The following is a 21,756-nucleotide window of genomic DNA, read 5'->3' as shown; positions in this document are numbered from 1 at the left end:
ACAATAGAGGATATAAAGAATTTGATTCTATTTTTATATATGAAGTAAAGAGGAAGAGAAGTTGGAAACGACAACTTCTCTTTTTGATGGGATTATATGTAGATTACAATGCTGTATATTGTTTTGTAAAAAGTAGAGAATAGTAAAATAGAGCGGTAATAGGGTAAAGATTTATATAGAACTTTTCTAATTTTCCTTTTAAAAAGGATACTTTATAGAAGTTTTTTAAGTTGTTCACAGAATTGAAACAACTTATGAAAGCTTTATTTTATCAAGGTTCTCACTGTATTTTTGAGGAATATGAAATACACCTTAGTTTTTCTATATAAAGATAATGCTTATAATGAAAATGAGTGTGTTAGGAATAAAAAGAATATCAACAATGGGGAGCGATAGAAGTGAAAAAGAAATTGTTGGCTATTGCGCTAGGGACATCGGTTGTTTTTGCTTTAGGAGCATGCGGAAATAAAGAAGAGAGTAAGTCTTCGAAACAGTCTGCAAGCACAGACAGCGCAGAACAAATTTTCCAAAGAAGTTGTGCGGGATGTCACGCAACAGATTTATCAGGGGCAACTGGACCTGATTTAAGAAAAGTAGGCGGTAAGTACGACGCTGCAGATATCGAAGAGATTATTAAAAAAGGCCGTGGTTCAATGTCACCAGGACTTATTCAAGGTGAAGATGCGAAAAAAGTATCTGCATGGTTAGCTGAACATAAATAAAAAGGTGAAATGGGCGAGTTGATAATATAGTCAGCTCGTTTTCCTTTTTTCTGGTATGTAACATAACTGTAACAAAAATGTATCCAAATTGGAAACCGTTTGATGTTACAATGGGGTTTGTAGAATTTTGCTGAAATATATTACATAGAGTGGTATTGCTTATGAGAAAGCATAAGTAAACTACCTTCAACAAGGATGACTAAATGAAAATGAAGGATGTCTTTTATTTTCAGATGTACAGAAAAGTATTTCGAAAAAAATCATTAAGTATTGGGTGATAAATAATGATAAAAATGACGAATGTTTATAAGGAGTACCCGAATGGTATGAAAGCCATTGCTGGTCTTACAGTTAACATTAAACAAGGTGAATTCGTATACGTAGTTGGACCGAGTGGAGCCGGGAAATCTACATTTATTAAAATGATGTATCGTGAAGAGAAACCATCTACAGGATCTATTAATGTAAATGGACTTACTATCGAAACATTGGCAGAAAGAGACGTTCCGTATTTTCGTCGTCAATTAGGTGTAATTTTCCAAGATTTCAAATTGCTGCCTAAATTAACGGTATATGAGAATGTTTCGTTTGCTTTAGAAGTAATTGAAGAAGAACCGGATGCAATTCGTGAGCGTGTAACAGAAGTTCTAGGTCTTGTAGGCCTTGAAGATCGTGCAGACGCACTTCCAAGTGAGCTTTCAGGTGGGGAGCAACAACGTGTGGCTATTGCAAGAGCAATTGTAAATAGACCAAAGGTTGTAATTGCCGATGAGCCAACAGGTAACTTAGATATTGAAACAGCTCTTGATATTATGAATATTTTTACTCGCATTAATGAGCGCGGCACAACGATCGTTATGGCGACGCATAATGCAGATATCGTAAATACAATCCGTCATCGTGTAATCGCGATTGAAGGCGGAAAAATTGTTCGAGATGAGATTGAGGGAGGATACGGATATGAAGGCTAAGACCCTTAGTCGACATTTGCGAGAAGGTGTAAAGAATCTATCACGTAACGGATGGATGACATTTGCTTCTGTTAGTGCAGTAACAGTTACATTATTACTTGTAGGTGTCTTTTTAACAGCGATTATGAATATGAACCATTTTGCGACGAAAGTAGAGCAAGATGTAGAGATTCGTGTACACATTGATCCAGCTGCAAAAGAAGCGGATCAAAAGAAATTAGAAGAAGATATGAGTAAGATTGCAAAAGTAGATTCTATTAAATATTCTTCTAAAGAAGAAGAGTTAAAACGTTTAATTAAAAGCTTAGGTGATAGTGGAAAAACGTTTGAGTTATTTGAACAAGATAACCCACTTAAAAACGTATTCATTGTAAAAGCAAAAGAACCAACCGATACAGCGACAATCGCGAAGAAAGTTGAAAAAATGCAGTTTGTTAGTAATGTTCAGTACGGAAAAGGGCAAGTTGAACGATTATTTGATACTGTAAAAACTGGTCGTAACATTGGGATTGCGTTAATTGCTGGTCTTTTATTCACAGCGATGTTCTTAATCTCTAATACAATTAAAATTACAATTTATGCTCGTAGTACAGAAATTGAAATTATGAAACTTGTTGGTGCAACAAACTGGTTTATTCGTTGGCCATTCTTGCTAGAGGGATTATTCTTAGGAGTATTAGGATCAATTATTCCAATTGGCCTAATTCTAATTACGTATAATTCGTTGCAAGGTGTGTTTAACGAAAAACTTGGCGGAACAATTTTCGAGCTTCTACCATACAGTCCGTTCGTATTCCAATTAGCTGGTTTACTAGTGTTAATCGGTGCTTTAATCGGTATGTGGGGAAGTGTAATGTCAATTCGTCGCTTCTTAAAAGTATAAAAAGTTGCAAACATAATTCGTACAAGCTTATCATATAGTAGAAATAGGTAAAGGCATCACACACTGTGTGATGCCTTTTGCTACACCACCTGTGTGTTTTGGAAAGGGGAATTCCGCATTGAAACGTAGAGTTGCAATTATTGGAATGGTTGTTGCATTTTTAATTGGTGCTGGCGGAATGTTTGCAGGCATGTCTGTATTTGGGGTTACCCCATCAGAAGTAACGCAAACAATTTCGAGTGGGAATGCTAGCACTGCGCAAGGAAATTTGGCAAAAATTAATGAGGCGTATGCACTAATTGATTCACGTTATGTGGAAGACGTGAAAGATGAAAAGTTAGTTGAAGGTGCAATACAAGGTATGTTGTCTACGCTGAAGGACCCTTATTCCACGTATATGGATAAAGAAACAGCCAAACAGTTTAGTGAATCGCTTGATCCCGAATTAGAGGGGATTGGGGCTGAGGTGAACAAGACGGACGGTAAGCTTATTATCGTATCGCCAATTAAAGGTTCACCAGCAGAAAAGATAGGAATTAAACCGAATGACCAAATTTTATCTGTAGATGGAAACAGTGTGAAAGACTTATCACGTGAAGAAGCAGTATTAAAAATTCGTGGTAAAAAGGGAACGACTGTCGCAATTGAAATTAAACGTGCGGGAGTAACTGATCCGATCGTATTTAAAATTAAGCGTGAAAAAATTCCAATCTTTACAGTGTTTAGTTCTGTGAAGCAAGAGAGCGGAAAAGATATCGGTTATATGCAAATCACTTCTTTTGCTGAAAATACAGCGAAAGAATTTAAGGATCAGTTAAAAGAGTTAGAGAAGAAAAATATAAAAGGATTAGTTATTGACGTGCGTGGTAATCCTGGTGGCTATTTAAATAGTGTAGAAGATATACTAGGGGAAATTATGACGAATAAAAAGCCGATGCTACAAGTAGAGCAGCGAAATGGTGAGAAGAAGAAATTCTCTACGGAACTGAAAGAGAGAAAACCATATCCAATTTCAGTATTAATTGATAATGGAAGTGCTTCTGCTTCAGAGATTTTAGCGGGTGCGCTAAAAGAAGGAGAAGGGTACGATTTAATTGGTGAAAAGACATTTGGTAAAGGTACTGTCCAGCAAGCTGTTCCATTTAAAGACGGCAGCAACATTAAATTAACGATGTTTAAATGGTTAACACCGGATGGGAACTGGATTCATAAAAAAGGAATCGCGCCAACAGTAGAAGTGAAGCAACCAAATTATTATCATGCGACACCAATTCAAATTGAAAAAACACTTTCATACAATTCAAATGATGTACAAGTAAAACATGCTCAAGAAATGCTTAAGAGCTTAGGGTATGTACCAGGTCGTGAAGATGGATACTTTAGTAAAGAGACAGAATCGGCTCTGAAAGCATTCCAAAATGCAAATGAGATGGAAGCGACAGGACAGCTTGATAAAAAGACAGCTGAAGCGATTCAAACTAAAATTATCGAAAAAATTCGTTCTGGAGAAAATGATCTACAATTACAGTCAGCATTAAAATTAATGGCAAAATAAGAAGAAATACAGGCAGTTTGCTGCCTGTATTTTTTTGTGTTAAACAAACGTTTGTTTAGTTATGATAATATAAAAAGAAAGAATGATATAAATGGTGGTGAATGAGTTCATGGAGGCGTGGATTTTTGAAATAATGCGGGCAGTTGGACGTTTTTTCTTACACCCTGCTGTCTATATATTTTTAATAAGTAGTATCTTCGTTGGATACTTACGTATGTTAAGAGAACGAAAAGATTTTTCTTTTAAAGTTTATGATATTTGGTTTGAACTGCGAACCTCTCTATTTGCAGGGATTGGATACGGATTAGTAGTATCTATTATTACGATTGGGCTTGGACTTGTTGTTTCTAAAGCAAGCTTATGGGCCATTTTAATTTGGACGTTATTATTTGGATTAACGGCTATGTATCGATATTTATCGGCAGCTTATACATTTAGCATTGCGATTGTATGTGTTTTATTATCTTCTAAGCTACCAGTTTCCTTCTTACAGCTTCGAGAAGGTGAAGAGAGTATCATTGTATCCCTTGCTATTTTACTAGGCGTTATGCTTATTGTAGAAGGCTTATTGATTTCTAAAAACGCAGTAGGATATTCGACGCCGAGGATTAGGAAGGGGAAGCGTGGATTAAAGATTGGTTTACACGAATCAAAGCGTTTATGGATCGTTCCTATTTTTATTCTTGTACCGGGTGATGCGGTAACGCAGTTTATTTCATGGTGGCCTGTCGTTTCAATAGGTTCAAATACATATTCTCTATTCCTTGTTCCATTTTTAATTGGATTTATGAGAAAGATTAAAAGTTATGAGCCGACGGAAGCTTTATTATTTACAGGAAGACGTGTTTATGGATTAGCAGGACTTGTGCTCGTTTTAGGAATCGCAAGTTACTGGTGGCACGTACTTGCAATTATCGCGATGGGAGTCGCAATGCTTGGGCGTTTCACAATCTCGATGCAAGAGAAAATTGCCGATGAAACAAGACCAGCATATTTTGCTGCACGCAATGATGGGCTGGTTGTACTAGATACAATTCCAAATACAATTGGAGCAGAGCTGAAATTACTGCCTGGAGAAATTATTACGAAAGTAAATGGAGTTATTCCAAAAAGCGCTGAGGAATTTTATGATGCGCTTCAAACGAAGACGACAGGAGCATTTTGTAAATTAGAAGTATTAGATACAAATGGTGAGCTTCGTCTTGCACAAACTGCATTATATGCTGGTGGGCATCACGAATTAGGTATTGTATTCGTTGAGCAGGAGCACGAGTGGGATTCGGAAGCGATGTAATAGAAGGAAAGGTATCACCTTGTGGTGGTACCTTTTTTGTTTTTTGGGGGGAGGATAGTTAGTAAATGAAATTTATATCGGCGATTATCCGAATATATCAGCGCAACTTGAAATATATCGGCGATTTTGCAAATATATCAGCGCAACTCGAAATATATCGGCGACTATTCGAATATATCGACTTTCCAGCAAAAAACGACAACTATCGCAAAGCTTATTTTCAGTTTCATAGACGGATAACTTGAATAATTATTTGATAATGGTTATCATTTAGGGAGTCTTTTTAATTTTGGAAAATGGAGGTAAGATATGCTGCGTAAATTTTTCTCGTACTATAAACCGTATAAAGGTTTATTTATACTCGACTTTTCTTGTGCGGTTGTCGCAGGATTATTAGAACTCGGCTTCCCGCTTATCGTAAATCAATTTATTGATAAGTTATTGCCAGGGCAAAACTGGACGCTTATTTTATGGGCTTGTTTCGGTTTACTCGCAGTTTATATGTTAAATGCAGGCTTACAATATGTCGTTACATATTGGGGACATATGCTTGGTGTTAACATTGAAACAGATATGAGGCAGAAATTATTTGATCATATTCAAAAGCTATCATTCAGATTTTTTGACAATAATAAAACAGGTCATTTAATTTCCCGCCTTACAAACGATTTAATGGAAATTGGGGAAATTGCTCATCATGGACCGGAAGATTTATTTATCGCCGTAATGACTTTAGTTGGGGCATTTTCATTTATGATGATGATTAACTGGAAGTTAGCGTTATTAACGTTCTTCGTCATTCCATTCCTATTATGGTTAGCACTTTACTTCAATAAAAAAATGACAGGTACATTTAGACGTTTATTCTCAGACGTTGCTGATTTTAATGCATGCATTGAGAACAATGTTGGGGGAATTCGTGTTGTACAAGCATTCGGAAATGAAAAGTTTGAGAAAGAGCAATTTGCTGTCAACAACGCTCGTTTCCGTACAACGAAATTAATGGCGTATAAAATTATGGCGTTAAATTCATCGATTAGTTATATGCTCATGCGGCTCGTAACGCTCTTCGTCTTAATATGCGGTACATGGTTTGTTCTGCAAGGAGAATTAACGTACGGTGGATTTATCGGATTCGTTCTATTAACGAATATTTTCTTCCGCCCAATTGAAAAAATTAACGCGGTAATCGAAAGCTATCCGAAGGGAATCGCTGGTTTTAAAAGGTATGTAGAGCTTCTTGAAACAGAGCCTGACATTGTAGACTCTAAAGATGCAATGGAAGTTAAACATGTACATGGTGATATTCAATATAACAACATTACGTTCGGATATGAAAATAAAGAACCAATTTTAAATGACATTAGTTTGAAAATACATGCAGGTGAAACGGTTGCGTTCGTTGGACCATCAGGAGCTGGGAAAACGACGTTATGTAGCCTATTACCACGTTTTTATGAGCAATCATCTGGATCAATTCAAATTGATGGGATTGATACGAAAGATATGACATTATCTTCACTTCGTAAGCAAATTGGAATTGTGCAGCAAGACGTGTTCTTATTTTCAGGAACAATTCGTGAAAATATCGCTTACGGAAATTTAAAGGCATCAGAGCCTGAAATTTGGCAGGCAGTAAAACGTGCGCAGTTAGAAGATTTAATTTACTCACAGCCGGAAGGTTTAGATACTGTTATCGGTGAGCGCGGCGTGAAACTTTCAGGTGGACAAAAGCAGCGTCTAGCTATTGCTCGTATGTTCTTGAAAAACCCACCAATTTTAATATTGGATGAAGCAACTTCTGCACTAGATACAGAGACAGAACTTGCGATTCAAAAATCGCTTGCTGAATTAGCTGTCGGTCGCACAACGCTAGTTATCGCTCACAGACTTGCAACGATTAAAAATGCAGATCGCATCGTCGTTGTAAATAAAGATGGTATTGCAGAACAAGGTTCACATGATGAATTAATTGAGCAAGGCGGAGGATACAGCAGATTATACGAAGCGCAGTTTAGTTCGTAAATATAATTTGTGCTGAATTAGTGCACCATAAGTAGGTAAAAATCTCATATGGGAGGTAATAAAGTATGATTGTAACAACAACGTCTACAATTCAAGGAAAAGAAATTATTGAGTACATCGATATCGTCAATGGAGAAGCGATTATGGGTGCGAATATCGTTCGTGACCTTTTCGCCTCTGTCCGTGACGTTGTCGGTGGTCGTGCTGGCGCTTATGAAAGTAAATTAAAAGAAGCGCGTGACATCGCAATGGAAGAGATGAAAACTTTCGCAAGACAAAAAAATGCAAATGCAATTGTTGGTATTGACGTGGATTACGAAGTAGTTCGCGAAGGTATGTTAATGGTTGCGGTGAGCGGGACTGCTGTCCGCATATAAAGTAAAAAGCCGTGCTGATGCACGGCTTTTTACTTTATATGTCGAAGTGTCAATATTTCTTGGGAAATGTGGAAGGCCCCGTCGATATATAGGGAAGACATCAGAGCGCTTCTTTACATTTTTGAATTTGAGTTAATAATTTTGCGTATTCTTGTTCGAGAGATGTGATGTCATCGTGATGATTTGGAATGGAAATCCGGCTGATGACTTCTGTTAATTTTGTTTGTAATCGTAACAATTCTTGCTCAGTAACGTTTACAGAATCTCCAGTGGTTCTTTTTGTGTATTGCTCGTAATTACCGTGGAAGATTCTTGGTTCACTCTCATCTACTTGTAGAATATGGTCTGCAACAGAGCGAATAAAGGCACGGTCATGGCTAATGAAAAGTATTGTGCCAGGATATTCTTGTAACATGGTTTCTAATTCTTCTTGCGTTGCTAAGTCTAAATAGTTTGTCGGTTCATCTAGCAGAAGCATATTATAGTTTCCTAAAAATACTTTTGCGAGTGCAACCTTCATTCGTTCACCCCCGCTTAGAACGTGCACAGGTTTATGAACATCCTCACGGCGGAATAGAAGTCGTGCAAGTATTGTGCGAACGAATGCTTCTGTATAGTTTGTTTCTTCTAGAACATTTTCTAAAATGGTTTTATCTGTTTTTAAAATAGATAATGTTTGTTCGAAGTATCCAATTTTACAACTTTTCGATAGCTGCATGCCACGCTCGTTTGTGAGAAGCATGTTGAACAAAGTGGTTTTGCCGCTTCCATTTGCCCCTAAAACGGCAAGCTTTGCACCAGGGGCAATAGTTCCATTCATATTTTTAAATAGTGTGCGGTCGCCTATTTTCTTTGTTGCTTTATTGAATTGTACTGCCACCTTACTATGAATGGGAGTATGGTATTGCACGTCAAATTGAGCTTGAGAAAGATCCTTTGGCTTTTCCTTCTTTTCTAGTTTTTCGAGACGTGTCTCTAATGCTTTCGCTGCTTTGCTAACCTGTTCTTGGCCATGAGCCCCACTTAACCTATAAAGTCTAGATTCAGATGAACTGAACCGCGTTGGGATTTTTGTCATGTTAGAAGCACGTTGTTTTCTTTGTAAAATGGATTGCTCTAAACGATTTTTTTCTTGTATATATTGCTCATATTCTGCTTGTTTTTGTATTCGTTCACGTTCTTTTTGTTTTCGATAGTTTGAATAATTCCCTTTGTACTCTTGAATAGTACCGTCTTCAATTTCAATAATTTTGGTACATATATTATCTAGAAATTCACGATCATGCGATATTAAAACAAGTGCTCCTTTATAAGAAGAAAGTGCCTTTTCTAATTGCTCTGTACCGACCATATCTAAGTGGCTTGTTGGTTCATCAGCGAATAAAATGCCTGCATTTTGTTCGAGAGCATGGGCAATCTTTAGCCGCATTCGTTCACCGCCGCTCATTGCGTCGGTAACGTTTGAAATACTCCATTTTCCTTTTGCGAGAGAAGAAGCGGTTTCCGGTAGTTCTTCGCTAAGCTGAGGAATGATGCTGATAGAACTATGATGAGTTACTATGCCTCTGTCAGCTTCTATTTCTTTACTTAATATTTGTAATAACGTAGATTTACCAGCTCCGTTGACTCCGACAATTCCTATGCGATCCTGTGCTTGAATTTCCAGTGATGGTAATGTAAATAGTGTGCGATCACCAAAGCTCTTTTCAATATTACTTGCGAATAAAATAGTCATAAAAAAACCTCCCTAGTTTCACTAGAGAGGATAAACGTCGCCCTTGTATGTAAAAAATCGTACATAAATAAACGATTTTTTACATGATCGTTTCGAAAGAAAGTATCGACAAATGGACAGACTAATCCCCTGCTAGTTTTCATCATTTTTGTTCACTATTTGTGATGGATGAAATAAATAAGAGAATTAGAACTTCATTGGTCAAAGTACCTTCCTTTCATAATATTACTTTTATTGTATGCGCATACAAAAGGGTTTGTCAAACTTATTTCTGTTCGCTATTTTTGAATGTATCATTATACAATTGTGCTTTTGCCAGCGCCTCAGCATCGTTTTTAATTTCATCCAGTCCATTCGCATTCCCAATAACATAACCTTCAAATGAAGAGCCAACAAAATCAAAGATATATTGGAATTGAGCAATAAGCGGTAATGCTTTTACCTTTGGGTTGTCCCCGCCAACGATGACAACATACATTTTTTTGCCTTTCATTTTTTCTTTGAAATGAAGGGATGTATCGCGCAAGCTTTGTGACCAGCGATCAACAAAATTTTTCATATGTCCACTCATTCCGTACCAATATAATGGTGTAGCAAAGATAATCGTGTCGTGCTCTAGCATGCGTTTCGTTAACTGCTCATAGTCATCATTTACGGATTGGAATCCTTCTGCATCATGACGTTGGTCTGTAATAGGATAGACGGTATGATCACGCAAATAAATTTGTTCTGTTTCAATGTCCTCTATCATCATATGTGTTAAAGCTTCTGTATTTCCGTTTTGTCTTGAACTGCCATGTATAACAAACATGTAATCATCCCTTTTCTTTTGCTTGTTTTAGGAGTGAAACGTGTTTTTGCAAATTCGTTTGAATGTTGGAAAGTAATGTGATTTGCTTTGTTACTTCATTGAGTTTATCTTCGTAAAGCGTAAGGATACTGCTGCACGGATTGTCGTACAGGTGCGGTTCAATTTCAAGGCAGCGCAGCATCCTTGCCGTCTCTTCTAAATTTAAGCCAATTTGTAAGTACATTTGAATAAGCTCCACTTTTTCGATGGCACTTTCATCAAAATCACGGTAGCCATTTGCGAGGCGCGTAGAAGGAAGTAAACCTTTTTCTTCGTAATGTCTTAGTGATCTTTCACTAACGCCAGTTTCTTTTGATAATTCTCCAATTCGCAATGTGTTTCACTCCTTTTACATGTATTGTAAACCTTCACATTAATGTGAAGGTCAATGCTGTTTTTTCGCAAAAGAGTCTACATGATTTAAGAACACTTGAATTGCTTTAGATGGAATGAAATATTTGCCGCGCACGATGGAGAACGGACGGATTAGTTGTTCATTTGGAACTTCGACGTGGAATAGTTCTTTTGCTAGTAGCTCTTTCCGTACAGTCCAATCAGAAAGGATAGCGATGCCAAGCCCGGCACTAACAGCTTCCTTTACGCTTTGGATACTACTGAATGTAAAGAATCGTTTCATTTTTAAATGGTGTTGATGAATAAAGCGGTCACTATAAGCGCGTGTACCAGAACCACTTTCTCTTAATACCCATACTTGATCTTGGAGTGTTCTTTCATTTATTTCATTTGTGCGGAGCAATGGATGATTTGGCGGGACGACGAGCTTCATTTCATCTTGCATAAATGTTTCAACGTCAACGTCAGCGTATACGACTTGCCCTTCTACTAAGCCGATATCAATTTGATTAGAACGAAGGCTTTGCAAAACGTCTTCTGTATTTGAGATGAAAGTATGAACTTCGACGTGTGGATTTTCATTTGCATAGTTAGCCAGTATTTTTGGAAGTAAGTATTCGCCAATTGTAAAACTAGCACCAATGCGCAGTGTTCCTGTTACAACGTTATGTAGTTCATTAATTTCTTGTTTCGCATCTTCGTAAAGAGAGAGCATTTGCTTTGCATGTATATATAATATGTTTCCAGCTTCCGTAACTTGGACGTGCTTCGGGGAGCGTTGAATAAGTGTAGTACCAAATTCGTTTTCTAAGTTGCGTATATGCATACTTACTCCAGGCTGTGAAAGGTTTAATAATTCTGCTGCACGAGAGAAGTGTTTCTGCTCAACGACAGTAACAAAAATTTTTAAAATGTCTACGTTCATATAATGGGCTCCTTTCTTTTTCTATCATCTTATCATAAGTATTTCTAATGATAGAGATTTGGTATTGGTATTAAACTTATTATAGAAACTCTCTTATAATGTAAGTAGAAAGAACATGCATGTTCCAATACGATTATTGGAGTGGTTCAAAATGGAACAAACACTTGTTATACAAAAGAAGAAGCGTTTTGGATTTTCGCAAGGGATTGGAATTACGCTATTAATTGCAATTGCCGCGAAATATTTAGCAGAGCTTCCATTTTTAAATATTATGGGACAATTAGTAATTGCTATTCTAATTGGGATGGTTTGGCGTGCGGCAATTGGGGTCCCTCAAGATGCGATTGCAGGGACGAATTTTGCGAGTAAGAAGTTGCTGCGCTTTGGGATCATCTTACTTGGAATGCGATTAAATCTTGTTGATATTGCGAAGGCAGGGCCGAAAGTATTGGTCATCGCAGCGGTTGTTATTACATTTACGATTTTCGTTGTATATGGACTAACGAAAGTATTTAAGGTAGAAAAGAAACTTGGGATTTTAACAGCATGTGGTACAGCAATTTGCGGGGCGGCAGCGGTCGTGGCAATTGCGCCGCAAGTGAAAGCAAAAGATGATGAAACGGCAGTTGGGGCTGCAATTATTGCTATTTTAGGTACGATATTTACGCTTATTTATACGTTATTATATCCAGTGCTTGGCCTATCTCCATACGGTTACGGTGTATTCTCAGGGGCCACGCTGCATGAAATTGCTCATGTTATCGCAGCTGCGGCGCCAGGAGGAAGTACGGCTATAGACATCGCAGTTATCGTGAAGCTAACGCGCGTTGCAATGCTCGTACCAGTAGCAATTTTAATTGGATTATGGTTTGGAAAGAGTGAAGGAAGCAAGGAAAAAAGATCGTGGCGCGACCTTCCAATTCCGTGGTTTATTTTCGGATTTTTAGCGATGAGTGCCGTGCATTCGCTCGGGATTATTCCAGAAGTTGTTGCGGGATACATTGTTGTCATTGCTTATATGCTAATCGCAATGGCGATGGCAGGACTTGGTTTAAATGTAGAGTTTAAAACGTTCCGTAAGTTAGGAAGCAAAGCGTTCGTGGCGGGGCTGATTGGCTCGGTTTGCTTATCGGTTCTTGGATACGTTCTTGTATATGCGTTAGGATTTATGTAGTAGGAAGAAGCTGTTCCCGAAGGTATTTGGGGACAGCTTTTTCTTGTGATTATAGTAGCGCTACGGATGTCAATATTTGTCGGTAAGTCGATATATTTGAAAAATCGCCGATATAAATGGAGTTGCGCTGATATATTTGGGAAATCGCCGATATAATTTAAGTTGCGCTGATATAAATTGAATTACTCTTGTACTTTATTAGAGTAGGTGTTCAGTGAAACGTTTTTCTAAAATTTGTAAAGATATCTTTACTTGTAACTGGAAAATATTTATAATTTAAGTAAAGATATCTTTACTTTTGAAGGTGGAGCCTATGGGTGTGAAAAATAAAATAAAAGAGTTAAGAAAGCAAAATCATATAACGCAAGTTGAAATGGCAAAGGCGATGCAAGTGACGCGGCAGACGATAGTGGCGATTGAAAACCATCATTACAATCCGAGTCTAGAGTTATCTTTAAAAATCGCCAAGTATTTTGGAGTGAAGGTGGAGGAAATATTTACGCTGGAGTAAGGGGAGAGAAAATGAACGATAGGTTTGAGAGATTTCAATTAGAGTAAACGTTTAAATATATAAGGATTGGTTTTGATTTATTAATTAGTATCGCATCAACGAGCGTGTTAGCAACAAAGAATAATAGATAGAAAAAGGGGAACTGGGATGGGATTACCGGTGTTATGTGTCGCTACAGCTATATTTGCGCTTCTTTGGGGAATGCAAAATTTTTCTCGTAATCCAGTGCCAAGCATTTGCATTATGATTGGTACTGTAGGTTTATCGTATTATTTATTATTATTAGCCCATTATCATAAAACAGCAACGAGTGTTGTCGTTGGAGCACTTATTTTATTTTGTGGGCGCGCTGTACAAAAAGGATTACTTCCGTAAGAGCTGTTTATACGAAGAGTATAAACAGCTTTTTGTATTTTTTTAACAAAAGTATTGAAAGTGACGTTACGTCATCTTTTATAATGAAGGGGAAGAGGTGATGGTAGTGATTTCAATACAACGATTGACGAAAGAAACAGGGGTAACAGTACGTACACTACGTTATTATGATCAAATAGATTTATTAAAGCCGAGCGGAAAAACAGAGGGTGGACATCGGTTATATAGTGAAAATGACGTTATTCGTTTGCAACAAATTTTATTTTTAAAAGAAATGGGATTTTCATTAAAAGAAGCTGCGAATATGTTAGTAAAAGGTGAGCTGGATTTGAAAAATTCGCTTGAAAAACAACTTCGGTTTGTACAGGAAGAACAAAAGAAATTTAATCGAATGGAGCGTGTTTTACAAGCAGTTGTTTATTCGGTAGATGTAGAGGGAGAACTTGATTGGAAAGTTATGTTTGAACTTATTCAGCTTTCAAAACAGTCTCCTCGTATACGTGAAATATTTCAAAATGAAGTATTTTCAAAGGAAGAACAAAAATTGCTTCAGAATTTGCCAAATATGAGTGAGGAAGATCCGAATGTTTTAGAATGGGTAGATTTATTAAAGCAATTACGTACTTTTATGAAAGAAGGTAAAGAAGTCGCGAGTGATGAAGTACAAGAGGCAACGAAGAGATTAATGCAGAAGTGTTTAGAAATGGCCAATGGTGATGAAGCATTTTTAGATAAGTTATGGGAAGTTAGAAAATCGAAGGAAGATTCACAGAAAATGAGCATGTATCCAATTGAAGAAGAACTTTTAGTATATATGGATGAGGCTTTTCGTATTTATGATGAAAGGGAGAAGGATAAATGAGTATACTTGCAGAATATCGTTGGTATTTTTTAATTGGGGCAGAAATTGTATTTTGGTTATCAGCTATCGGTTTCTTTTTACTTCGCTACGGATTCCGTTTGAAAAGGGCGAGTTTTATTATGGGGATTGTACTCCTCGTAAATGAAGTATTTATTTTAACTTTAGGGGTAGTGGACTATTATCAAACAGGAAAGTTCTCTAACTTTCAGATCATTACTGTAATCATTTTATTATATGCAGTTTTCTACGGGAAAAAGGATTTAAAGAAGCTTGATATATTTGTACAAAAATCAGTTGCGAAATGGCGTAATGAACCGGCGCCTATTATTGAAGAACAGGTAGAATTAACAGGCATGGCCTATGCAAAGCAGGAAATAAAAAATTGGGTATTACATCTTGTTTTATTCGTTGGTGTGCACATATTCTTTTTCTTCGCGTATGGATTTATTCCATTTGAACAATGGGGTAATTGGTTAGAATCGGGAATCGTTTTAAATAAAGCTGCAAGTCGCGTGAGTCAAGTGTGGGCGATTATATTTTTAGTTGATACAGCGATTTCATTTTCATATGTGATTTTTCCGAAGAAGGAGAAAGGAAAAGAAAAGCTACTTTCATAGTTGAAAGTAGCTTTTCTGGTATACAAATAATTTTTATAGGAGAGGATGACAATAGGAAAAAGAACCAGTTTTATAAGTCTATTTCTCTTTAGTTTAGTAGCATGTTCATCATCTAGCACTACAATTGATAAGAAGAATGATGTCATTGTAAAGGGAGCAAGAATTCTCAATCTAGATAAATTTGAAAAGTTCGTTTTGAATGTCGAGCAAAGGGAAGTTGATAAAATAAGAATTGTACAGTATACCCTTGAAGGGGACCCGATTTTTCAAACGTTGGAGTATAGTGGGAACGATATATTTTATGTGTCAGATAATAGAAAAGACAAATTTGCTGGGAAGGATAAAGGGTTATATAAAGATAGTTGTAAAAGTATTGTTAAAGAGCAGCGCGAATCAGAAAGTACTTATCGGTTAATAGATTGTATGAATGAAGCTGGGCGCAATGGATATGACTTAGTATATGTACCTAAAAAATAGAACTAGTAGAGGAAGGAGGTATTTACTCCTTCCTTTTTTTATGTGTATATTGTCGAAAACTTTACCGAATATCTGTTCGTTTTTTTAGGTTTTTTATAGGTATTCGTGGTAAAATAATAATACAGATTTTTATGAGGAGGTCGGATTTTCTTGGAACGTCAATTTGAAATTGTCTCAGCGTATTCCCCGCAAGGTGATCAGCCGGTAGCTATAGAGAAGCTTGTAGAGGGAATTAATAGTGGAAAGAAAAAGCAAGTGTTGCTTGGAGCGACAGGAACGGGTAAGACATTTACGATTTCAAATGTCATTAAAGAAGTGCAAAAGCCAACACTTGTTATGGCTCATAATAAAACGTTAGCAGGGCAGTTGTATAGTGAGTTGAAAGACTTTTTCCCGAATAATGCAGTTGAATATTTTGTTAGTTACTACGATTATTATCAGCCAGAAGCGTATGTACCACAAACAGATACGTTTATTGAAAAAGATGCGCAGATTAATGATGAAATTGATAAATTGCGTCACTCGGCAACGTCTGCATTATTTGAACGGGACGATGTAATTATCGTTGCGAGTGTTTCGTGTATATATGGCTTAGGTTCTCCAGAAGAATACCGCGAGCTAGTTGTTTCGCTTCGAGTTGGTATGGAAAAAGACCGCAATCAATTGCTTCGTGAACTTGTTGATGTACAGTATGGACGTAATGATATTGATTTCAAGCGTGGTACATTCCGTGTACGCGGAGATGTAGTTGAAATCTTCCCGGCATCACTTGATGAGCATTGTATTCGAATCGAATTTTTCGGTGATGAAATCGATCGTATTCGTGAAGTAAATGCGTTAACAGGTGAAGTATTAGCAGAACGTGATCATGTAGCAATCTTCCCAGCATCTCACTTCGTTACACGTGAAGAGAAAATGAAGGTCGCTATTGAAAATATCGAAAAAGAATTAGAAGAACGTTTAAAGGAGTTAAATGATAACGGTAAGTTGTTAGAAGCGCAGCGTATAGAGCAACGTACACGTTATGATTTAGAAATGATGCGCGAGATGGGCTTTTGTTCAGGTATTGAAAACTACTCCCGTCATTTAACACTTCGTCCAGCAGGGGCAACGCCGTATACGTTATTAGACTATTTCCCGAAAGATTTCTTAATCGTTATGGATGAGTCGCACGTATCAGTACCGCAAGTAAGAGCGATGTATAACGGTGACCAAGCACGTAAACAAGTGCTTGTGGATCATGGATTCCGTCTGCCATCGGCTTTAGATAATAGACCGCTTATGTTTGATGAGTTTGAAGAGAAAACAAATCAAGTTATTTATGTTTCGGCAACGCCAGGACCGTACGAGTTAGAGCAGTCACCAGAAGTAATAGAACAAATTATTCGTCCAACAGGACTTTTAGATCCCCCAATTGATATACGACCAATTGAAGGGCAAATTGACGATTTATTAGGAGAGATTCAAGATCGCATTGCAAAAAATGAACGTGTATTAATTACGACTTTAACGAAGAAAATGTCAGAGGATTTAACGGATTACTTAAAAGATGTAGGAATTAAAGTTAACTATCTTCACTCTGAAATTAAAACGTTAGAACGTATTGAAATTATCCGCGATCTTCGCCTCGGTAAATTTGATGTACTTGTCGGTATTAACTTATTGCGAGAAGGATTAGATATTCCGGAAGTATCACTTGTAGCTATTTTAGATGCTGATAAGGAAGGATTTTTGCGTTCAGAACGTTCATTAATTCAAACAATTGGTCGTGCCGCGCGTAATGAAAACGGCCGCGTTATTATGTATGCAGATCGTATAACAAGATCAATGGGAATTGCAATTGAAGAAACGCAGCGTCGTCGTACTATACAAGAAGCCTACAATAAAGAGCATGGTATTACGCCGAAAACGATTCAAAAAGGCGTTCGTGATGTTATCCGTGCAACGACAGCTGCTGAAGAGACAGAAACATACGAAGCAGCACCAGCTAAGAAGATGACGAAAAAAGAGCGCGAAAAGACAATTGCGAAGATGGAAGCAGAGATGAAAGAAGCAGCAAAAGCGTTAGACTTCGAGCGTGCAGCTGAACTAAGAGATTTACTATTAGAATTAAAAGCGGAAGGGTGAAAAAAGTGAGTAAGAGCAAGGATTTTATCGTTGTAAAAGGTGCTAGAGCACATAACTTAAAAAATATTGATGTAACCATTCCGAGAAATCAGCTTGTCGTTGTAACGGGATTGTCTGGTTCGGGGAAATCATCATTAGCATTTGATACGATTTATGCAGAAGGGCAGCGCAGATACGTAGAATCATTATCTGCGTATGCGCGCCAGTTTTTAGGACAAATGGATAAGCCGGATGTGGACACGATTGAAGGATTGTCACCAGCGATTTCAATCGATCAAAAAACAACGAGTCGTAATCCACGTTCAACTGTCGGAACGGTAACGGAGATTTATGATTATTTACGTTTATTATTTGCGCGAATTGGTACGCCAATTTGTCCAAATCATGGGATTGAAATTACATCACAAACAGTAGAGCAGATGGTAGACCGTGTTCTTGAATATCCTGAGCGTACGAAATTACAAGTGTTAGCTCCTATCGTGTCTGGGCGTAAAGGTGCACATGTGAAAGTACTTGAAGATATTAAGAAGCAAGGATATGTTCGTGTACGTGTTGATGGTGAAATGCTTGATGTATCTGAAGATATTACGTTAGATAAAAATAAGAAGCATTCCATTGAAGTTGTAATTGACCGTATTGTTGTAAAAGAAGGAATCGCAAGCCGTCTTGCTGATTCACTTGAAAGTGCATTAAAGCTTGGCGGAGGCCGAGTGTTAATTGATGTAATGGGAGAAGAGGAACTTCTATTTAGTGAACATCATGCTTGTCCGCATTGTGGTTTTTCAATCGGAGAATTAGAGCCGCGTATGTTCTCATTCAACAGTCCGTTCGGAGCATGTCCTTCTTGTGATGGACTTGGTTCAAAGCTAGAGGTAGATTTAGAGCTTGTTATCCCGAACTGGGATTTATCATTAAATGAACATGCAATTGCACCTTGGGAACCGACAAGTTCACAATACTATCCACAACTTTTACAATCTGTATGTAATCACTACGGCGTTGATATGGATGTGCCTGTGAAAAATATACCGAAAGATTTATTTGATAAAGTGTTGTACGGAAGCGGGGAAGAGAAGGTTTATTTCCGCTATGTAAATGAATTTGGTCAAGTAAAGGAAAATGAGATTTTATTTGAAGGTGTTATTCCAAACATTGAACGTCGTTATCGTGAAACGAGCTCCGATTACATTCGTGAGCAAATGGAAAAGTATATGGCAGAACAAGCTTGTCCGAAGTGTAAAGGTGGACGCTTAAAGCCTGAGAGCTTAGCTGTATTTGTTGGCAATAAAACGATTGCTGACGTAACGAAGTATTCAGTTCAAGAAGTACAAGAATTCTTCTCGAATGTAGAGCTAACGGAGAAGCAACAAAAAATAGCTCATTTAATTTTAAGAGAAATTCAGGAGCGCGTTGGGTTCTTAGTGAACGTTGGTTTAGATTATTTAACGTTAAGTCGTGCCGCAGGAACTTTATCAGGTGGTGAGGCGCAGCGTATTCGTTTAGCGACGCAAATTGGTTCTCGTCTAACTGGCGTACTTTATATTCTTGATGAACCTTCAATTGGTTTACACCAGCGTGATAACGATCGTCTTATTCGTACATTGCAAGAAATGCGCGATTTAGGTAATACGTTAATTGTTGTTGAACATGATGAAGATACGATGATGGCTGCTGACTATTTACTTGATATAGGGCCTGGTGCAGGTATTCACGGTGGACAAGTCGTATCAGCAGGTACACCGGCTGAAGTGATGCAAGATGATAATTCATTAACAGGGAAGTATTTAAGCGGTAAAGAGTTTATTCCTGTTCCACTTGAAAGACGTAAAGGTGACGGAAGGAAAGTGGAAATTGTCGGCGCAAAAGAGAATAACTTAAAGAATGCGAAGATGTCATTCCCGCTTGGTACGTTTGTAGCGGTAACAGGTGTATCTGGATCAGGTAAAAGTACGATGATTAATGAAGTACTATATAAATCGTTAGCGCAAAAGTTATATAAAGCGAAAGCGAAGCCGGGTACGCATAAAGAAATTAAAGGTCTTGAGCACTTAGATAAAGTAATCGATATTGACCAATCACCAATCGGTCGTACACCACGTTCTAATCCAGCGACGTACACAGGTGTATTCGATGATATTCGTGATGTGTTTGCACAAACGAATGAAGCGAAAGTGCGCGGATATCAAAAAGGACGTTTCAGCTTTAATGTAAAAGGTGGACGTTGTGAAGCGTGCCGTGGTGATGGAATTATTAAAATCGAAATGCACTTCTTACCAGACGTATACGTTCCGTGTGAAGTTTGTCATGGTAAACGTTATAACCGCGAAACGTTAGAAGTGAAGTATAAAGATAAGAATATTTCTGAAGTGTTAGGGATGACAATTGAAGATGGAGTAGAGTTCTTCGCTAATATCCCAAAAATTAAGCGTAAACTTCAAACGCTTGTAGACGTTGGGCTTGGTTATATGAAATTAGGTCAACCAGCAACAACATTATCTGGTGGGGAAGCACAGCGTGTGAAATTAGCTTCTGAATTACATCGTCGTTCTACAGGACGTACGTTATACATTTTAGATGAACCAACGACTGGTTTGCATGCGCATGATATTGCACGTCTTCTAGAAGTGTTGCAACGTCTTGTTGAGAGCGGTGAGACAGTACTTGTAATTGAACATAATTTAGATGTGATAAAAACAGCTGATTATATAGTTGACCTTGGACCAGAGGGTGGAGATAAAGGTGGACAAATCGTTGCTTCCGGAACGCCAGAGCAAGTAGTGAAAGAAGAGCGCTCGTACACAGGTAAATATTTAAAAGAGATTTTAAATCGTGATAAAGCAAGAATGAAAGAGAAGATAAAAGAAGTAGAGCTATCACAATAAGGTATTATTAAAAACCGAGTGGCAATGACACTCGGTTTTTCGTTCATAGGGGGAGAAAATGGAGTTTGTAGATGTTTTAAGAAAGAAAAATATGAAAGTAAGAGAGTTTCAAAAGTGGGGTATATATTTCCGGAAGCGCTGGGAGAATCATTTTGCAAATCATTTAAATAATGAAGAAAAAGAAGATATTTTTCTTTATGGAGATAAGTATGGATGTGGGTATCTTTGGCACATATTTAGTTATGAGAAAAAGAAGTGTTTAGAGGGTGAAGAAGCGGAGAACGCGTTTCATAATGAAGTGAAAAAGGATTGCTATATATTCTATCAACATTGTGATGATGTACTGCTAATAAAAGATGCGAGTTCATTACATCTGAATGATATATTGTGTGAGACGGACGATATGTATAAAGGCGATATCTATATTGTAGATAAAGAGTTCACTTGGACTTTTGTAAAAACGCATGAACATAGATGGTGTGGTCCCTATTTCACAAAGAGATGTTGGTAGGTATACAAGCAGGAAGAGTAGAATAAGTTGATATAAGTGTTTGTATGATACTTGCGTTTCTTATCTATTAGCGTATGATGAAATATATATGTCAAAAGGATGTGTAAGAAAATGAGATGGATTGTATCACTTCTTGTAAATAGCGTTGTGTTAATCGCTGTATCGGGACTTTTAAAAGGGATTGCACCAGACGCGTTTTACGTAGCAAATATACAAACTGCAATTATTGCGAGTATTATTTTGGCTGTTTTAAATGTGTTTGTAAAACCGTTTTTAATTTTAATTACGCTACCAATTACTGTTGTAACTTTTGGTTTCTTCTTAATTGTAATTAATGCGATTACGTTAAAAATAGCAGATTCATTATTAGGAGATGCTTTTAATATATCAGGATTTGGTGTAGCGATTGTTGCGGCAATTTGTATTTCAATTTTTAATATGATAATTGAAAAGGCAATTGTTGAGCCTCTATATGAAAAAAAGAGAAAGTGACAAAAAGAAAAACATTTCATTATTCGTATGAAATGTT

The 21,756-nt window shown here is 37.3% G+C and carries 21 protein-coding genes; 17 read left to right on the top strand and 4 right to left on the bottom strand.

What is annotated here, in order from left to right; genetic code table 11:
• Nucleotides 1-398 precede the first annotated feature (398 nt).
• The 7 genes from cccB to ACTFRY_RS21120 all read left to right on the top strand — a co-directional run bounded on the left by cccB (nucleotide 399) and on the right by ACTFRY_RS21120 (nucleotide 7,827).
• The gene (gene cccB, locus ACTFRY_RS21150) at nucleotides 399-722 is read left to right on the top strand and encodes a cytochrome c551 (RefSeq protein ID WP_000727970.1); all 324 of its coding nucleotides are present in this window, start codon (nucleotides 399-401) and stop codon (nucleotides 720-722) included.
• A gap of 284 nt (nucleotides 723-1,006) precedes the next feature.
• On the top strand, nucleotides 1,007-1,693 hold the full coding sequence (gene ftsE / locus ACTFRY_RS21145; protein ID WP_000594321.1) for a cell division ATP-binding protein FtsE: 687 nt from the start codon (nucleotides 1,007-1,009) through the stop codon (nucleotides 1,691-1,693).
• On the top strand, nucleotides 1,683-2,576 hold the full coding sequence (ftsX, locus tag ACTFRY_RS21140; protein ID WP_000645025.1) for a permease-like cell division protein FtsX: 894 nt from the start codon (nucleotides 1,683-1,685) through the stop codon (nucleotides 2,574-2,576). Before ftsE ends, ftsX begins: the two co-directional genes overlap by 11 nt.
• Before the next feature lie 118 nt (nucleotides 2,577-2,694).
• Nucleotides 2,695-4,131 (top strand): S41 family peptidase, encoded by a 1,437-nt coding sequence (locus ACTFRY_RS21135; RefSeq protein WP_086424206.1) that lies wholly within the window; start codon nucleotides 2,695-2,697, stop codon nucleotides 4,129-4,131.
• Nucleotides 4,132-4,240: 109 nt separating this feature from the next.
• Entirely contained in the window at nucleotides 4,241-5,425 is a 1,185-nt protein-coding gene (locus ACTFRY_RS21130; RefSeq protein WP_136986365.1) for a PDZ domain-containing protein, read from the top strand.
• A 309-nt stretch (nucleotides 5,426-5,734) separates the two neighbouring features.
• On the top strand, nucleotides 5,735-7,450 hold the full coding sequence (locus ACTFRY_RS21125; RefSeq protein WP_044795027.1) for an ABC transporter ATP-binding protein: 1,716 nt from the start codon (nucleotides 5,735-5,737) through the stop codon (nucleotides 7,448-7,450).
• Between the two features lie 65 nt (nucleotides 7,451-7,515).
• Nucleotides 7,516-7,827 carry a heavy metal-binding domain-containing protein gene (locus ACTFRY_RS21120; protein ID WP_000637523.1) on the top strand — a complete coding sequence of 104 codons (312 nt, stop codon included), beginning with the start codon at nucleotides 7,516-7,518 and terminating at the stop codon, nucleotides 7,825-7,827.
• A gap of 100 nt (nucleotides 7,828-7,927) precedes the next feature.
• Here ACTFRY_RS21120 and abc-f read toward each other — a convergent pair whose 3' ends face one another.
• The 4 genes from abc-f to ACTFRY_RS21100 form a co-directional block, all read right to left on the bottom strand.
• The gene (gene abc-f, locus ACTFRY_RS21115; RefSeq protein WP_098616237.1) at nucleotides 7,928-9,562 is read right to left on the bottom strand and encodes a ribosomal protection-like ABC-F family protein; all 1,635 of its coding nucleotides are present in this window, start codon (nucleotides 9,560-9,562) and stop codon (nucleotides 7,928-7,930) included.
• Between the two features lie 265 nt (nucleotides 9,563-9,827).
• The gene (locus tag ACTFRY_RS21110) at nucleotides 9,828-10,373 is read right to left on the bottom strand and encodes a flavodoxin family protein (RefSeq protein WP_000497612.1); all 546 of its coding nucleotides are present in this window, start codon (nucleotides 10,371-10,373) and stop codon (nucleotides 9,828-9,830) included.
• A gap of 4 nt (nucleotides 10,374-10,377) precedes the next feature.
• Complete coding sequence (locus ACTFRY_RS21105) at nucleotides 10,378-10,746, bottom strand: MerR family transcriptional regulator (RefSeq protein WP_016118889.1); 369 nt, start codon at nucleotides 10,744-10,746, stop codon at nucleotides 10,378-10,380.
• Nucleotides 10,747-10,797: 51 nt separating this feature from the next.
• The gene (locus ACTFRY_RS21100; RefSeq protein WP_016118888.1) at nucleotides 10,798-11,691 is read right to left on the bottom strand and encodes a LysR family transcriptional regulator; all 894 of its coding nucleotides are present in this window, start codon (nucleotides 11,689-11,691) and stop codon (nucleotides 10,798-10,800) included.
• 151 nt (nucleotides 11,692-11,842) lie between these two features.
• Here ACTFRY_RS21100 and ACTFRY_RS21095 point away from each other — a divergent pair, with 151 nt between their 5' ends.
• The 10 genes from ACTFRY_RS21095 to ACTFRY_RS21050 all read left to right on the top strand — a co-directional run bounded on the left by ACTFRY_RS21095 (nucleotide 11,843) and on the right by ACTFRY_RS21050 (nucleotide 21,719).
• Nucleotides 11,843-12,865 (top strand): YeiH family protein, encoded by a 1,023-nt coding sequence (locus ACTFRY_RS21095; RefSeq protein ID WP_000438437.1) that lies wholly within the window; start codon nucleotides 11,843-11,845, stop codon nucleotides 12,863-12,865.
• 313 nt (nucleotides 12,866-13,178) lie between these two features.
• A complete protein-coding gene (locus ACTFRY_RS21090; protein ID WP_000538364.1) occupies nucleotides 13,179-13,376 on the top strand; it encodes a helix-turn-helix transcriptional regulator in 198 nt (65 codons plus the stop codon).
• A 147-nt stretch (nucleotides 13,377-13,523) separates the two neighbouring features.
• Entirely contained in the window at nucleotides 13,524-13,751 is a 228-nt protein-coding gene (locus tag ACTFRY_RS21085) for a hypothetical protein (RefSeq protein ID WP_098616238.1), read from the top strand.
• A gap of 100 nt (nucleotides 13,752-13,851) precedes the next feature.
• Nucleotides 13,852-14,613: a MerR family transcriptional regulator gene (locus ACTFRY_RS21080; protein WP_136986366.1), complete on the top strand. Its 762-nt coding sequence runs from the start codon at nucleotides 13,852-13,854 to the stop codon at nucleotides 14,611-14,613.
• Complete coding sequence (locus ACTFRY_RS21075; RefSeq protein ID WP_000025225.1) at nucleotides 14,610-15,230, top strand: hypothetical protein; 621 nt, start codon at nucleotides 14,610-14,612, stop codon at nucleotides 15,228-15,230. Before ACTFRY_RS21080 ends, ACTFRY_RS21075 begins: the two co-directional genes overlap by 4 nt.
• 45 nt (nucleotides 15,231-15,275) lie before the next feature.
• Nucleotides 15,276-15,707, top strand: coding sequence for a DUF4362 domain-containing protein (locus ACTFRY_RS21070; RefSeq protein ID WP_098616240.1), 432 nt, complete (start codon nucleotides 15,276-15,278; stop codon nucleotides 15,705-15,707).
• Nucleotides 15,708-15,857: 150 nt separating this feature from the next.
• Entirely contained in the window at nucleotides 15,858-17,834 is a 1,977-nt protein-coding gene (uvrB, locus tag ACTFRY_RS21065; RefSeq protein ID WP_098616241.1) for an excinuclease ABC subunit B, read from the top strand.
• 5 nt (nucleotides 17,835-17,839) lie between these two features.
• Nucleotides 17,840-20,716: an excinuclease ABC subunit UvrA gene (uvrA, locus tag ACTFRY_RS21060; RefSeq protein ID WP_000045583.1), complete on the top strand. Its 2,877-nt coding sequence runs from the start codon at nucleotides 17,840-17,842 to the stop codon at nucleotides 20,714-20,716.
• A gap of 58 nt (nucleotides 20,717-20,774) precedes the next feature.
• Nucleotides 20,775-21,227, top strand: a complete 453-nt coding sequence (locus ACTFRY_RS21055; RefSeq protein WP_098616242.1) for a DUF4275 family protein — start codon at nucleotides 20,775-20,777, stop codon at nucleotides 21,225-21,227.
• Between the two features lie 111 nt (nucleotides 21,228-21,338).
• Nucleotides 21,339-21,719, top strand: coding sequence for a phage holin family protein (locus ACTFRY_RS21050; protein ID WP_001267308.1), 381 nt, complete (start codon nucleotides 21,339-21,341; stop codon nucleotides 21,717-21,719).
• The last annotated feature ends 37 nt before the right edge of the window (nucleotides 21,720-21,756 follow it).

The organism is Bacillus cereus group sp. MYBK195-1, from assembly GCF_051916605.1.
Taxonomy (GTDB): domain Bacteria; phylum Bacillota; class Bacilli; order Bacillales; family Bacillaceae_G; genus Bacillus_A; species Bacillus_A cereus.
This window is presented reverse-complemented; position numbering and strand designations above follow the sequence as displayed.